The 14,568-nt window shown below is 53.0% G+C and carries 15 protein-coding genes and 2 pseudogenes; all 17 read right to left on the minus strand.

The genetic code is table 11. The features are described from left to right. Positions 1-80: 80 nt before the first annotated feature. Positions 81-1,655, minus strand: a pseudogene (locus ACESZH_RS19700) (VirB4-like conjugal transfer ATPase, CD1110 family); the annotation flags it as partial. Continuing rightward, a complete protein-coding gene (locus ACESZH_RS19705; protein WP_006861294.1) occupies positions 1,594-2,028 on the minus strand; it encodes a PrgI family protein in 435 nt (144 codons plus the stop codon). The pseudogene ACESZH_RS19700 and the gene ACESZH_RS19705, both read right to left, overlap by 62 nt. 28 nt (positions 2,029-2,056) lie before the next feature. Continuing rightward, complete coding sequence (locus ACESZH_RS19710) at positions 2,057-2,614, minus strand: MT-A70 family methyltransferase (RefSeq protein WP_006861293.1); 558 nt, start codon at positions 2,612-2,614, stop codon at positions 2,057-2,059. Further along, positions 2,614-3,057 carry a SpoVG family protein gene (locus tag ACESZH_RS19715; RefSeq protein ID WP_006861292.1) on the minus strand — a complete coding sequence of 148 codons (444 nt, stop codon included), beginning with the start codon at positions 3,055-3,057 and terminating at the stop codon, positions 2,614-2,616. Before ACESZH_RS19715 ends, ACESZH_RS19710 begins: the two co-directional genes overlap by 1 nt. A 44-nt stretch (positions 3,058-3,101) precedes the next feature. Continuing rightward, positions 3,102-3,965, minus strand: a complete 864-nt coding sequence (locus ACESZH_RS19720; protein WP_373218620.1) for a VirB6/TrbL-like conjugal transfer protein, CD1112 family — start codon at positions 3,963-3,965, stop codon at positions 3,102-3,104. Positions 3,966-3,971: 6 nt separating this feature from the next. Then, positions 3,972-4,067 (minus strand): annotated as a pseudogene (locus ACESZH_RS19725) (Maff2 family mobile element protein); the annotation flags it as partial. A gap of 86 nt (positions 4,068-4,153) precedes the next feature. After that, positions 4,154-5,773, minus strand: a complete 1,620-nt coding sequence (locus ACESZH_RS19730; RefSeq protein ID WP_074754402.1) for a recombinase family protein — start codon at positions 5,771-5,773, stop codon at positions 4,154-4,156. A 111-nt stretch (positions 5,774-5,884) separates the two neighbouring features. Then, positions 5,885-6,073, minus strand: coding sequence for a transposon-encoded TnpW family protein (locus ACESZH_RS19735; RefSeq protein ID WP_020995296.1), 189 nt, complete (start codon positions 6,071-6,073; stop codon positions 5,885-5,887). Between the two features lie 14 nt (positions 6,074-6,087). Then, complete coding sequence (locus tag ACESZH_RS19740; RefSeq protein WP_074754404.1) at positions 6,088-6,930, minus strand: ATP-binding protein; 843 nt, start codon at positions 6,928-6,930, stop codon at positions 6,088-6,090. Next, the gene (locus ACESZH_RS19745) at positions 6,927-7,679 is read right to left on the minus strand and encodes a phage replisome organizer N-terminal domain-containing protein (RefSeq protein ID WP_074754406.1); all 753 of its coding nucleotides are present in this window, start codon (positions 7,677-7,679) and stop codon (positions 6,927-6,929) included. Before ACESZH_RS19745 ends, ACESZH_RS19740 begins: the two co-directional genes overlap by 4 nt. Before the next feature lie 112 nt (positions 7,680-7,791). After that, positions 7,792-8,178 (minus strand): cysteine-rich VLP domain-containing protein, encoded by a 387-nt coding sequence (locus tag ACESZH_RS19750; protein WP_004452819.1) that lies wholly within the window; start codon positions 8,176-8,178, stop codon positions 7,792-7,794. Beyond that, entirely contained in the window at positions 8,168-9,793 is a 1,626-nt protein-coding gene (locus ACESZH_RS19755) for a relaxase/mobilization nuclease domain-containing protein (RefSeq protein ID WP_002584974.1), read from the minus strand. Before ACESZH_RS19755 ends, ACESZH_RS19750 begins: the two co-directional genes overlap by 11 nt. Next, positions 9,765-10,163, minus strand: a complete 399-nt coding sequence (mobC, locus tag ACESZH_RS19760; protein WP_002584975.1) for a plasmid mobilization relaxosome protein MobC — start codon at positions 10,161-10,163, stop codon at positions 9,765-9,767. Before mobC ends, ACESZH_RS19755 begins: the two co-directional genes overlap by 29 nt. A 521-nt stretch (positions 10,164-10,684) precedes the next feature. After that, positions 10,685-10,897, minus strand: coding sequence for a helix-turn-helix domain-containing protein (locus ACESZH_RS19765; protein ID WP_002586615.1), 213 nt, complete (start codon positions 10,895-10,897; stop codon positions 10,685-10,687). Further along, positions 10,890-11,312 (minus strand): sigma-70 family RNA polymerase sigma factor, encoded by a 423-nt coding sequence (locus tag ACESZH_RS19770; RefSeq protein ID WP_002586616.1) that lies wholly within the window; start codon positions 11,310-11,312, stop codon positions 10,890-10,892. Before ACESZH_RS19770 ends, ACESZH_RS19765 begins: the two co-directional genes overlap by 8 nt. A 171-nt stretch (positions 11,313-11,483) precedes the next feature. Next, the gene (locus tag ACESZH_RS19775; RefSeq protein ID WP_002586626.1) at positions 11,484-12,251 is read right to left on the minus strand and encodes a class I SAM-dependent methyltransferase; all 768 of its coding nucleotides are present in this window, start codon (positions 12,249-12,251) and stop codon (positions 11,484-11,486) included. 50 nt (positions 12,252-12,301) lie between these two features. Then, positions 12,302-14,221, minus strand: coding sequence for a tetracycline resistance ribosomal protection protein Tet(W) (tet(W), locus tag ACESZH_RS19780; RefSeq protein WP_002586627.1), 1,920 nt, complete (start codon positions 14,219-14,221; stop codon positions 12,302-12,304). Positions 14,222-14,568 lie beyond the last annotated feature (347 nt).

The raw sequence follows: 14,568 nt of genomic DNA on the forward strand, positions 1-14,568 counted from the left end.
AGACATCATTATGGAACTGATATAATAATTCGCTGTTTTTGTGCAAGAGACAGGAACTTTATTTTGCGGGGCGACACTTTGGTGGAAGTCGGGGAAATGTCAATGACCTGCCCCTGGGCTCCAAACTGCTGTACCAGAGGCCCGTACTCATTTTCCGGGTCTGCAATAATGATGTCATCCTCCGTCAAAAGGAACACGTTGACGATCTAACGCTTGGCAGAGAAGGACTTGCCGCTGCCGGGCGTTCCCAGGAACAGGCCGTTTGGATTCTTTAAGTTCTTGCGGTTCGCCATGATCAGGTTATTACTTAATGCGTTCAGACCATAATAAAGAGCCTCGCCCTCCTGGAACAGCTCGCAGGTCGTAAACGGCACGAAAATGGCGGTGCTGCTGGTCGTAAGCCCACGCTCAATTTCAATCTGGTTCAACCCTAAGGCAAGAGAGGACATAAGCCCCTGTTCCTGCTGGTAGTCCAGACGTTTCAGAGCACAGTTATATTTCTGCGCAATACCGGAGGCAGACAGAATATCATTAAACAGCTTTTGCCGTTTGGAAGCGATATTCTCCACCAGCACCGTCACAAGAAACATGCGCTCATTCCGGCTCTGCAAATCCTGTAAGAGATTCTTTGCTTCTTCGCCGTAGGTGGCAAGGTCGGTAGGTATGATGTCCATGTCATACCCGGCACGGACCGCTTTCTTCTGTTCCTCAATGGTCATTTTCTGCAAATCGGACATCTTGCGCTTGATGTTCTTGATCGCCTGGGTCTGGTCAATGGACTGGATATGCAGGTTCACCGTCACGGCGTCGTCCAGGTCCAAAAGCTCCGCCAGCAGCCGGTCCGTCAGTTCCGGCGCTAAAATCTGCAAAAAAGACACCGCCCCGGAATGGTCGGCCACCCGGAAGGTCTTTCCGTCATTCGAGAACGACAGGCCGGAGGGCGCAATATAATCCTTTGTGGAGAGCCCGGTTTTCGGCAGGTCCGCCCAGGTAAAATGAAATTTTTCCTGCCCGTCCGGGTGTAGCTGGCTGTGAAGGAGCTCCAGGCGATCCAGCCCGTCTAACGGCTTTGCCTGTGCTCCCAGGGCTTTGAAATTTGCCAGCACATCAGCCTCGATCCGCTCCAGGCGCATCTTCGCAGTGCGGAGGTCGTCAGCCTCAATCCCAAAGGTGATATATTTCCGCTTTGTAAGGCCGTTGTTGCCTTTTTGGAGCTGGCTCTTTAACATATCCCCATACTCTCTGCGGATTCCGTCATATTCGTCGCCGCGGATGGGAATGTCGATACTGCGGGCAAAATCCTGCATATTGGCCCGCTGGTTGATGAAAGTAAGCTGCACATGGATCGAAGCGTCAAAATAATTGAGGAAATCACAGTAGCCCTCAAAAATCTGCGCTTTGTCATCCGCCTGTGCAAGCTGGTAGTTAATATCAAAAAACTGCACCGTCTTGGTGTAGAGCTTATCCGTCAGCCGGCAGATTCCATCCCGGTACATTTCCTTATAGGGAATACTCTGCTGGACCGTCTGCGGGGCGTCCGTTTTCAGCCCGGCAAAAAAGCCGCCCTTTTTAGGCGGCCTGGTGCGGACAGTCTTATTTCCGCTTGTCTTTGCGTCGGCCCTGGTCTTTTTTGCCTGCCTGATGTTTCTTTGCAGACGTTTTTCCTGGGCCTCCTGCTGTTTGGTTTTTGGCAATCCTCGTAACCTCCTTCTTTGACATGGATTTATACAGGTTTTCCGTCCGGTATGGCCGTTTCTTCGGCCAGAGCTTATGGCGGAGCCTGTTTTTCAGAAGTTTCTCCGCCGGCTGTCCGTCCCGCTCATACATGGCGAAAAAGAAAAAGGGCATCATAAGCCCGATCATCAACAGCACTGCCGCCGAGTTGCCGATAGCGCCGCGGGTAAGGAAATATACCGGCAGCCCCACCAGTGCGGCCAGGCTGAAACAAATGAGCTGGCGCTTCGTCAGGTTAAACGCCAGCTTGGTCTTGACTTTTGTTAAGTCTTTGGGTACGGGTACATAGGGCATGTAAATTCACCTCCATTCATGCTGTATCTTACTGATTTCGTTCCTGCATCGTGACCGTGGATTCCACTTCATTGCCCCACACATCCCAGCCGGGGGTCTGCTGTCTTGCAAAAAGCTCTACCCTGGGCTGGTCGCCCATGAGCTTCACAATCTTATCCCGTACCTCGTCCGGCTTTTTGCTGTGCTGCTCGATATGGGAGATCACAAACTGATGGATTCCCGCGCACTGGCGTTTCGGGTGCCCCCTGGTCGCCAGTAAGCACACCTCCGCATTAGAGCGGGTCCAGAATCCCATCCCATAAAACCAGGAATCCGCTTTCCGGTTCTGTTTCAGCCAGAGGAAGGCCAGCGTCTTATATTTGAATCCCCATGCTTCGATCACCCGGAAGGCTTCATTGAGCTGTGGGAAGGTGGCCCATAGAAAAAGCGCACTGTCTCTGGCCGCAAGGTCTGTAACCGGCAGTGCGCATATTTCTTCTATGCTCATGGTGGGGTAATGGTTTTCCGCCACCCCATTGCCGCGTTTCATATCGTAACGCCAGGGCGGGTCTGCGTACACGATGCCATATTTTCCAGCCTCCGGCATTATCGGGCCTGCTCATTCTTGGCGGGAGCAGATTTTGCCGGCTGCGTCTTGACCTTGCCGGCATTATCCTTCAGGGCACCGGTCAAGGAAGGTTTCTCCGCCGCTCCCTTTGTCGCTTCAAGGGTGGCCTGCAAATTTTCAATCGCCTGGCCGTACCCTTCGATCAGGGCGTCGTTAAGCTGCCTGCGGAAATCCGCCGTCACCGGCCAGCAGACATCCCTCCATTTTCCCTGCTTATCCTGGGTGGAAGGCATGTTGACATACAGGCCGTTTTCACCGGAGCAGATGCGGAAGCCGTCAATCTTGAAACAGTCCCCAATCGTCACATTGGCGTAAGCCAGCAGGTTCCCCATCGGGGCAATCGGGCGCACAGTTACATCCAGCTTCAAGCTTTCACCCGTCTGTGCCTCCGGCTGCATGGGTTCGTTGTTTGTCTTACTCATATAGAAAAGTCCTCCTTCTTGTTAAAATATAGGTTGGTTACACGCTAATGCGAGTTAAAAATACTTTTGGATAGCGAGCCTGTCTTAAACAGGGCAAAGGCCAGCAGGACCGTATAGCCTGCCGTGCCCCAGATTGCGCCGTGAATGTCGCCGGAAGAAGGGATTGACTGGATCAGCACCGCATAAATTGCAACGCAGACCAGGATCAAAAACCCCTGGAAACCTAAAGCAAACAGGGAGCGCAGGTAATTTGTCCCCATCTGCCCCCATTCACGGTTTGCCATTGTGGAAAAGGGTATGGGTGCCAGGCTGACTGTAAGATATATTTCAATCATACGGCCATACACAATGACAAAGATCACGATGGACAACACCCACATGCACAGGTTGATAATGTTGGTCTCCAGCCACAGGCCGATCAGCTCCCACATCCCCATTGCTTCAAGCTGCGTTTCCAGGTCGGCCAGCGCAGCGGTGACGTCCATGTTCCCGTTTATCACGCCGGCGCTCTGGCTCACCACATTCTGGGCGACGTCAAACACCGCCATGACGATAGTAAAGCAGTTGGTGAGCAGGTATGTGGCAACAAAGGTTTTGAAAATCCACTTGAAGATGTTGAACGTATCAAAATCGTGCATGTTGTTCTTTTCCAGGATCATCTGGATCAGTTCATAGACAAGGACAAAAGTCAGGATAATTCCCGCAATGGGAATGACGACGGTTTCAGAAAGATTCTGGATCATGCTGAACACGCCGCCATTCCAGCCCTGCGGTGTCTGTCCTACCTGTGAGGCCACATCCGAGACCTGGCTGTTGACGGACTCAAAGATACCGGTGTATTGTCCTGTAATCGCTTCGATTAAGCCCTCTTTAATCCAGTCTGTTATCCGTTCAAACAGACTGCCCATTGGCTATTAACCGAACAGGCCGGAGAGCAGCGGGATCAGCGTGGCACCCACCAGCGCAATGCCGCCGCCAGCCATAAGCTGTTTCATGCCCTGGGATTTTGCTGATGTGCGATAAAGAAGTAATAGAAGTGTAAAAAATTTTGCCGTTCCTATCCGGCACTTGGCCATTGTGTCGGATAGGTCGGGCGTTAGGCTTCGGGCAAGTCAATTTTGCCGACAAAGCTGTAATAAATCTCAATGTCCTGCCTGCGGGTGCCGTTCTCGTCATAGCTGCACTCATGCACGACGATTTTCTCAATCATTTCCCGCAAGAGGGTGGGTGTCAATTCCTCAAAGGCAAGGTGCTTGCGGACAATCCCCATGAATTTCTCGGCGTTAACGGTGGCCGCCTGCGACTTGTCCAGTTCCGCCTGCAATGCGGCGGTGCGGTCTTTCAGTTCCCGCTGCTCCTGCTCATAGTCTGCCGACAGTTCCATGAAACGCTCGTCGCTGATTTTGCCGTTCACATTGTCCTCATACAGCCGCTTGATAATGCGGCTCACTTCGGCAATCCGCTCCTGCGCCTGTTCAAGCTGCTTGGTGGCTGCGGCGGTCTTTCTCTTGCCGCCGATTTCGTTCTGCTGGATCAGCAGCTTTACAAAACGGCTCTCGTGCCTGGCAGCATACTCCGTCACTTGCCGGAGATTGGAGAGGACACCGGCGGTCAGCAGGTCGGTGCGGATAAAGTGCGCCGTACAGTCGCGGGTGCGCTTCTTGTAGCTGCCGCAGATGTAACAGTCCTGCTTGCGGTTCTTGTTCTGATACCGCTGCTGGTACATCACATGGCCGCAGTCGGCGCAGAACAGCATACCAGAGAACAGCCCCACTTCGTCATAGCGGTTCGGGCGTTTGCGCTGCTTGCGTAACTCCTGCACACGCTCCCATGTTTCCGTGTCAATAATCGGCTCATGGTGGTTCTCAAAAATGGCCTGCTTCTCAATGGGATTTTCTACGCTGTGCTTGGTCTTGTAAGAGGGCTTTTCCGTCTTGAAGTTTACCAGACAGCCGGTGTACTCCCGGTTTTCGAGGATATGAACGACGGTGTTCGTCGCCCATTTACACTCATAGCCGGGGTGGTAGCGGCGTGTGCTGCCTGTCCTGCGGTATTCCAGCGTCCCCGGCGTGGGGATTTGCTGTTCCGTCAGCATACGGGCAATCTTGGTCGGGCCGTTCCCCGCAAGGCAAAGCTGGTAAATCTGCTGGACAACCGGCGCGGTTTCCTCGTCAACGATATAGTTCTCGTCCTCGTCCATGAGGTAGCCATACACCGGCTTGCTGGTAACGGGCTTGCCGCTCATGCCTTTTGCTCTTTTAACTGCCTTGATTTTCTTGCTCGTATCTCTCACCAGCCATTCGTTGAACAGATTTCGCAGAGGGGTAAAATCATTGTCCATGCCGCCGTTTGCGCTGTCCACATTGTCGTTGACAGCGATAAAACGCACGCCCTTTTGAGGGAACAGCATTTCCGTGTAAAACCCTACCTGCAAGTAGTTTCGCCCTAACCGGCTCATGTCCTTGACAATGACCGTACCAACTTTCCCGGCTTCAATGTCCGCAAGCATGGCTTGAAATCCGGGCCGCTGGAAGTTCGCGCCGGAATAACCGTCGTCGGTGTACCAGCGCAGATTGGTAAAGCCGTTCTGTTTTGCGTAGGTTTCGAGTATCCTTTTTTGGTTCGATATGGAATTACTCTCGCCTTGCAGCTCGTCCTCATGGGACAATCTCGGATAAAGGGCGGTAATGAGGTTTTGGGTGGCTTGTCTTAACATAAAATCCTCCGTTTCCGACAGCCAGCCCCACTATTCCGTGGTTTCATTGTACCACGGAACAGCGGGGGCTGTACAGCGGCAAAAGCGTTAAATTTGCTTCTTTACAGTCGGTCAAATTGCCGGTTTTTGCGTAGCAGCGGCTTCCGCTTCCAGTACCCGCGCCATTTTGTCGGCGGCGGTGGTCGTGGTATCTTTCTTGAAATAGCCGGACACGACAAGGACGGAATTGCCCATGCGGATTTCCGTCACGCAGTCGGGGCGGCGGGCGGTGCGGGTGTCGTGCTGCTTGTTATCTGCCATAGGCAATACTCCTTTCAGTCGGTAATCAGTTTCTTCATGCTCTCCATTTTCCGCTTGGCGGTTTCCTGCCGGAAGTTGTCGCCGGTAAAGCGTACCGGGACGCACATGGAAAGCAGCCGGTCATAAATCCGGGAATGGGCGGTGTCCTCCGGGTTTCGCAGGTCGTCCAGCGTGAGGTTGGTCGTGACGATCAGCGGCTTGCCGCTGCGGTAACGGCTGTCAATCACATTGAAAACCTGTTCCAGCCCGTAGTCGGTGCCGCGTTCCATGCCAAAGTCGTCAAGGATCAGCAGCGGATAGCGGCAAAGGCGGGAAATGTACTCGTTGCGCCCCTCAAAGCTGGCGGCAAGGTCATTGAGGATCAGGGCAAAGTTCGTCATGTGGACGGGGATTTCTTTCTCCATGAGGGCGTTTGCGATACAGCCCGCAAGGTAGCTTTTCCCGGTTCCTACGCCGCCCCAGAACAGGCAGCCGATATTGTCTGTCCGCATATCCTCCCAATGCTCCACATACCGGCGGGCAAGCCCGGCCTGCGGGTTCCTGCCGTTGTCATTCTCGAAAGTCCAGTCCCGCATGGCGGGGTCGGTAAAGCCCCGGCGTTTCAGTTCTTCCACGGTGTCAAGGTGCCTGCGCCGCTTTTCGGCGGCTTCCCGTTCCTCGCGGGCGGTTTTCTGGCAGTCGCACTCTGCCGGGTGGCGGTCGCGCCCGAAGATAGCGGCCTTATCCGGCGCAAAATAGGCTTCTTTCGGCTTGCGGCACTTGCCGCAGTACAGCAAACCGTCCTCGCCGGTGTAGTCCTCCGGCTCCGGGGTGGTGGCCGTCATATTCTCCAAAACAGCGTTGATTTCGTTCTTCATAAACTCTCGCCCTCCTTGCATGAGTAGTCTGGTATGCCCTTTTTCGGGGCTTTCTTAGTTGCGTCCTCCTGCGCCCATTTGTAGATGGTGGCGGCATGGCTCTTGTATCGCTTGCCGCTGGACGCGATATGGCAGGATAGCCGGTCAATGTAATAGTCCCATTTGCCGGGCAGGTCTGCTTTCAGCCCGTCCAGTTCCGATTGCGAAAGAAAAACATTTTCATACCGGCCATAGGCGGCGCGGGCGGGTTGTCCCGTATCTAACTCTCGCTCTCTCTCTTTTTCTATCTCTTTCTCTATCTCTATCTCTGGTGGACAAATGTCCGCTTGATATGGTGGACATTTGTCCGCCCCGGCCTTTGGCAAGGCTTTCTGCTCCTGCAAAGCCAGCCTTGCCCGCCGTTTTCGCTCCCCCTCGGTAGAGGATTGGCCGATCAGTAGTTCAATGTTGCTCATATACAGTGCGCCGTTCTGTAACGGCTCCACAAGCCCCAGCTTCATAAAAATCTGCAAGGCCCGTTCTACGGTGCCGACTTGCTGACGGGTAATGGTGGCAATCATCTGCGCGGTGTAGGGGATATTTTCATCAAGCTGCAACTTCCCGCCGTTTTTCAGCGATTTCAGGTACAGTTTCAAGAGGATGTTGGAATAGAGGATACCGTCCTGCATACTTTCCAGCAGCACAATGGCGTCCTCGTCAAAGTAATTCTCTTTCAGCTTGAGGTAGTAGTATTTTCGGTTGTCTGACATGGTTCCTCCTTTGGGTGGATTTGGGGTGTTTGTACGCATTTAGAACGCCGTTTCCGGGGGAAAAGGATAAATGTATCGCGTACCCTTTGACACCCACGAAAAAAGCCTTGATTTATGCGGGTTTGAAAGGCTCTAAAGCGTGACATCTCTGCCTTTGTTTCCGCTTTCTCTCGGCGGCGCGGATTTTCTTCATGCGCCCGGCGCAGTCGGGGCAGTATTTCCCCCGGTTGGATTTGGGGACAAAGGCCGCTCCGCAGACGGCACACCGTTTCCGGCTCCCCCGGTATAAGAGGGCTGCGGACAGCTCCCCGTCAAGGGGCAGGACAGCCACACGGAACCAGCGGCACATGAGGGAAAGGGAAATGCTCTGGACGCACACGCAAGGCTCCCCGTCGTCTAACAGCAGGCAGTTCCCCTCGTCGTAGTTACAGCACTCATGTACCAGCCGCCGCGCCCGCCGGTGCTGGCGGTAGTCCATGCGGGGCAGGTTATCGCTCATGGCTCTGCTCCTTTCTGCGGTGCGGCTCGTCCCGGCGCAAAATCTGGTTGATATTCCGCTTGACGGTCTGCAACTCCTTGAACCGCTGCTTCTGTTCGTGATAGGTGTTATACAGGCCGTCTTTCTCGGAGATAAGCTGCTCGATCTCGGCCTGCAACGCTTTCCGGGCGGGCAGCTTGGTAATGCCATGCGCCTTGAAATACCGGGCGGCTGCGTCGGCTATGATAAAATCGCTCTCATGGGCCTGCCGGTATGCGGCGCGGGCTTTCTCGGATTTCTGCGCTTTCAACCCGTCGCGGGCGGGCTTGGTCTGGGCGTAGGCCAACACCTGCCGCTGCAACTCCTTTTTCCCTTGCAGCTTGGTTTCCAGTGCTTTCAGTTCGCCGCTGGTCTGGCGCATTTCCGCATAGGCGGTATCAACGGCGGCTTCTAACTGCTCCGGGGAAGTAAAGCCGTACTGCTGGTAGACGGACAGCGTTTTGGCGGCCTGCTTCAGATTGTGTATCTTCGCCCAGCGTTCATAGCCCCGGCCTTTGCCCTCGGCCATTTTCTGCTCAATGTCCACAAGCCGCTGCACTCCGTCCTGTTTGGGGGCGGTTTGAGGGGCTTTTGCGGGCTGTATGCCGCGTTTCTCCTGCCAGGGGTATTCAGGTATGGCTGCGGCCTTTTCTATGGCTCTGGCGGCATTCTGCTCCAAAACGGCAAGGACGGCGGTGCGGTCAAAATCGTCGCCCAGCTTCCGGGCGGTGATGGGCTTTGTCCTGTCCGGCGTGAGATAGGACAGCCGCCCCCGGCTCTCCTTGACGGTCACACCCTCCCGCAGCAGCAGAGAGGAAAACTCGTCAAAGCTGGCGGCGGTGGCAAGGGCTTTCCGTATGGTCTGCCGCAGCTTTTCCTTGTTCGTTTCAAACTTGGTCTGCCGGGGCGTGATACCATCGGCAATCATGGGGGCGTTCTGCTTGTCCAGCGCGGCTTGTCCCTTTTTCTGCGCCCAATACTCCCGGTCGGTGATGCGGTTCTTGCTGCCGTTCAAGAGGTCGATTTGGTAAAGCCCCTCCCGGTGGCACATCTCCATGACTTCGGATTTGAAGTAGCGCAGGGCAGCGTCGGTACATCGGTGCTTGCAGCCGGCTTTCGTGTCGGCTGGCCTGTCCATGTAGGGCAGGAACGGCACTTCCTCAATCCGCAGGCTGTTTATGACGATATGCACATGAATGTTGCCGCTGTGGTTATGCCCGTCCGGGTGGGTGCAGACAAGGGCTTGGTGGCCGGGGAAATGTTCTTTACAGAATTGCTCCCCCAACGCCTGCGCCCGGTCTACGGTCAGGCCGTTGTCCGGCCCGTCCCGCGGGTCAAAGCTGATGATGTAGTGGTGGCTTTTCACATCTTCCCGCCGCTGGTTTTTCTCATAGCGGAGATTGGCCCGCATACACGCAACGGCAAAATCCTCCCCGCCGCAGTTCAGCGTAGACAGCCGGTAGTCCTCGCGGGGGATAAGCCTGCCGGTTTCATCAAGGACGGGCTTCATGGTAAATTCGTCATGCTCAAAGAGCAGGTATTGTTCGGCGGCTCCGTAGTCGGCGTTTTTAGAGTTGATATGTTTGAGTGTTGCCAACCGCGTCACCTACTTTCTTTAAGACTTCATACTTGAGGGCGGCAAGGTCGGCTATGGCGGCGCGTACCTCGCCGGACAACGCATGATAGGGCGCGCCGTACTCGTTCAGATACCGGGCAATCTGGTTGAGGTTGCCGCCGATCCTGCCGTACTCGGCTGCGAGCTTCCCGACAGCGGAGAGCAGTTCGTCATTGACCGACGACACATGGAGTACGGGGCGTATGGTGGTACGCCGGATCGCCTGCCGGAGAAATTCCGACTGGCTGATACCATAGGGCGCAAGCCGCGCTGTGAAGTCGGCGTATTCATCTTCGGTCAGCCGGGTTTTCACAACGCGGCTGCGGTGGGGTGTGTTGTATTTTTTTCGCATGGTCGTGACCTCCTTTCTTGCCGCATGAGCGCGGCGGGGATAAGCGGCGCAAGCCGCATAGCAGGGTTTGGGGAAGGCACTCCCCAACAAGTTTCCCGCGAGGGGCAAAACCGCAGAATTGCGGATTTTGGCACCGTGGTAGAAACTTGCTCTCCGTGACTGCAAACTTTCTCTCACTTCCGTCCGCCACTTTTTTGGAAAACTGCAACCACAAAAGTTTGTTTCTCTTTTTCTGCTACTACTAATCCTGTAAAGGGCATTCCTGCCCGCTTTCGCTAAAATGACACCGGACGCAGTGGTTTCTACCCGGTGTTGGAGAAATCCTTTCTCTTTGCCCTCTACTACGGGTAAATGCTCCAAATGCCAAACACCAGGGCAGAAAAATTCCCTCCTCGCTTACTACTACAACCGGCAGGGGGCAAAATGGCCGGGAGCGGAGCCGGACAACAAAAAAAGCAGTAAATCTTTTTCAAGACTTACTGCTTTCGCTGGCCGCGTCGGTGGCGGCTGGTATTCAGTTTTTATGACTTGTCCGGTGGTTCGTCAAGCCGGAACTTGAATTGACAGTCAATTAACCGCTGCTTTACATAGTCCTCCACCTCGGCGTTGACCTGCCCGTTCACTTTTGAGAAATAGCGGATATATCCGGCGTAGTGGAGCAGGACAGCGTTCACGGCTTCTGGGTCGCCCTCACGGGCTTTGAGGATTGTTTCATAGGGGAGAAGTCTACTCATACCGGCTCACCCCCATTTCTTCGCGTAGCCGCTGCAAGGCAAGCTGGATATGCCGCCCCGCTGTGCTGCGTGACCGGCCAATACACGCGCCGATCACGCGCTGCGGCTGGCGCAGAAAGTAATAGCGCAGGATTTCTTCCCGCGTCTGCTCCGGCAAAACAGAGATCGCGTCGGCAAGGGCGGCGTTGCAGAGCAGGACGGTCTGACCGCAGACGGTAAATGGGTATTCCTCGTCCGGCTCCGACGCGGCAAACTGGACAAACTTCTCGTTCATCAGATAGTCAAGGGAAACTTGCCGTTCCCATTGCCGTTTAAGCTTCAAAATCTTGTCCAAGGCGGCACAGCGGATAACAGTCTTGCAAAAGGCGTTGTACCTGCGCTGGATATATTCTTGATAGGCTATCTGGTCGGTCATGGAAATTCCCCTTTCTGAATAATAGTGCGGGGCGGTGGCACTTCTTGCTGTCGCCCCTTGATTGCCTACCAGCAAAGGCGGGCGGGGCTGTCAACGGCTGCGCATATGCGCCGTTCATCTTGACCGTTGACTGGCTCGGCTGGGTTTGCTATTTACCCGACAAACTTGAATTTATTTTAAGCTATCACGTTTTACCTTCTTAAGCCTTACTATCATTACCATAGGAATTTCTTTGTTGGTTTTAAAACATTCTTCATAAAATCCATCAATGACAAATCCAGCTCTAAAACAAAGGTTAAAAATATCTTGTATGGAACGATGATAATAAATCTGCTCTTTCGGTTGCCCTTCAATCGCTATATCATAGTAACTGTGCGGTGTCATATATTTTTCAGTCAACGTGACAAAACAAGGGTGTTGCGTTGCAAAGACAAAAATTCCGCTTTCCTGCAACAGTTCATAAACAGCCATAAGAAGTGGTTCAATATCCGTAATATCCATAATTGCCATATTAGAAACTGCTTTCGTAAAGGCTCGATTTCTTTTTAATTCTAATATACTTTTTCTATCGGTCGCATCCGCCACACAAAATTCAATTTGTTTTGCATATTGTGATTGCCGTCTTTTAGCCAATTCTATCATTTTTTTGCTGTAATCAAAAGCGACAACCGAAGCGCCTCTTTGTGCAAGATACGAAGAATAATTTCCATTGCCACACGCAATATCCAAAATGTAATCCGCAGGATTAGGAGATAGAAGTTCCGTTACTTTGGGACGCACTACCTCTCTGTGAAATTCATTAGATTCGTCACCCATTGCATTATCCCAAAATTGTGCGTTCTCCTCCCAGATTTTTTTACTTTCCTCTGTTCCCATGTTCTCTCCCACTCCCCAAATTTGCTTTTTTGCTTCCATTAAATCTTCCTTACTATATTCCATTGTTACCCTCCATAACTTCTGATTGTTGCCGTCTTGACGATTATGTATCTTTACATTACCTTCTGAAACATATGGCGCACCTTGTCCAGGCGGCTGTTTGGACGGCGGGGCTGGATGACCGGCTGACCGACAGCGGCCTGATATCCTTTCAGCTCTGTAAGGCATACGCTCCGCCCGTTGGTGTAAAAGGCCAGATCAGTACGGTATGCCTGTATACAGCGGGCGGGAATCTCGCCAGTAAAGACAACTTCATCCTTTTTTACCTGGGCCGTTTCGATGGTGGCACAGTATTTCGGTGCATCATGATAAGCCCTGGAAAGGTATTCCTGGGGCGCATAGAGGATGAAGGAGAGATAAGGTTCCAGCAGCTGCGTCCCCGATTCCTTCAATGCCTGTTCCAATACAATCGGGGCCAATGAGCGGAAGTCCGCCGGCGTGCTGACCGGACTGTAATAAAGCCCGTATTCAAAGCAAATCTTACAGTCCGTTACGTTCCAGCCGAACAAGCCCTGCTCCAGCCCGTAACGGATACCATCCCTGACAGCGTTTTGAAAACTCTGGTTCAAGTATCCCAGCGAAACCCGGCTCTCGTATTGTACACCGGAGCCAAGCGAGAGTGGTGTAACAGACAGTCCTATGGATGCCCAAAACGGGTTGGGCGGCACCTCGATATGGATGGTGTGGCTGGCTGCTTTGAGCGGCCGCTCCATATAAATGACGGAGGGTTCCTTTACCACTGTTTCAAGCTTGTATTTTTCCGACAGCAAAGCGGAAACAACCTCCAACTGCACCCGGCCCAAAAAAGAAAGAATGATCTCATGGGTGATGGAATCCACTTCGCAACGCAAAAGCGGGTCAGTATCCGCAAGTTGCGTAAGAGCGTCCAGCAGCCGTTCTCTTTGCGCTGCCGTTTTCGGCGCAATCGTCGTCCGCAGCATGGGGAGGGGGTCCTCGCGCCACCTTTTACGAGGGAGCCGGGTTTGGTCCCCTAATACATCGTTTAACCTCACGCTGTCGCTGGGAAGGATAACAATTTCACCCTGATAAGCGGTGTCTGTCCGAACAATTTCCCCTTTGGATGGAATACGCATCTCTGTGATTTTCAGCTTTTCTCTCCCGGCCAGGGCCACCGTATCCCGCAGGCGCAGCGTTCCGCTGTATAACCGTAGATAGACACGCCGCTGGCCGCAATCGGTGTACTCAACCTTGAAAACGCTGCCGCATAGGGCGGCGCCCCCCTGTTCCCCAATCGGTTGGAACAGCCCTGTCACCGCATCCATCAACGGTTGAATGCCAAGGCCATTTTTGGCGCTGCCATGATAGACTGGGAACAGGGAGGCGTCTTGAACCCGCTGCTGTTCCTCCCGCGCAAGTTTTTCCCGGCTGATTGGTTCTCCTGCGATATACTTTTCCAATAATTCATCGTTATTTTCGATGACCGCATCCCATGCTTCTATGTCGGTATTTTCCTCCAGGACTATTTCCGGGGACAGCGACACCGTCTGCTTGATGATAATATCGGCGGAGAGCTTATCCCGAACAGACTGAACCACGCTCTGCAAATCAACGCCAGCCTGGTCGATCTTGTTGATAAAGATAACGGTGGGAATGTTCATTTTCCGCAGGGCATGGAACAGAATACGGGTCTGGGCCTGCACGCCATCTTTAGCGGAGATCACCAAGATGGCCCCATCTAAAACAGCCAAAGAGCGGTACACCTCCGCCAAAAAATCCATGTGGCCGGGCGTATCCACAATGTTAACTTTACATCTGTGCCACTGGAAGGAAGTGACTGCCGCTTGAATGGTAATCCCACGCTGCCGCTCCAAAAACATGGTGTCCGTCCTCGTTGTCCCTTTTTCGACGCTCCCCGGTTCTGAAATGGCTCCGCTGGCATATAGCAGGCTCTCCGTCAAGGTCGTCTTTCCAGCGTCTACATGGGCAAGAATTCCAATATTGATTATTTTCATGTGATTGTCCTCCCTTTACAGCCCCAAAGGGCATAAAAATCCCCAGCAGTAAAATACTTTTACCACTGGGGATTATAAGTTGCGGACATACACATATACAGCATACACCTGTTTGTGATTGCTGTTTTTGGGGATATGTCAAAATTGATAAGGCAAAAGTATTCTTAAATTGGGTACAAAAAACTAAGCCCCTACAAAAGGAGCTATCATAATCCTTTGTTCCCACTATTTGATTATAGTTTTATTTAAGAATACCTTGCCGCATATTTTTTACTCCTTTTCTGGATTAAATCATTGTATCACATCAGTTTTAGGAAAGCAAGTACCTAAAAGAAATTTTTCTTCCC

This window comes from Ruminococcus sp. 5_1_39BFAA, assembly GCF_964240875.1.
Taxonomy (GTDB): domain Bacteria; phylum Bacillota; class Clostridia; order Lachnospirales; family Lachnospiraceae; genus Blautia_A.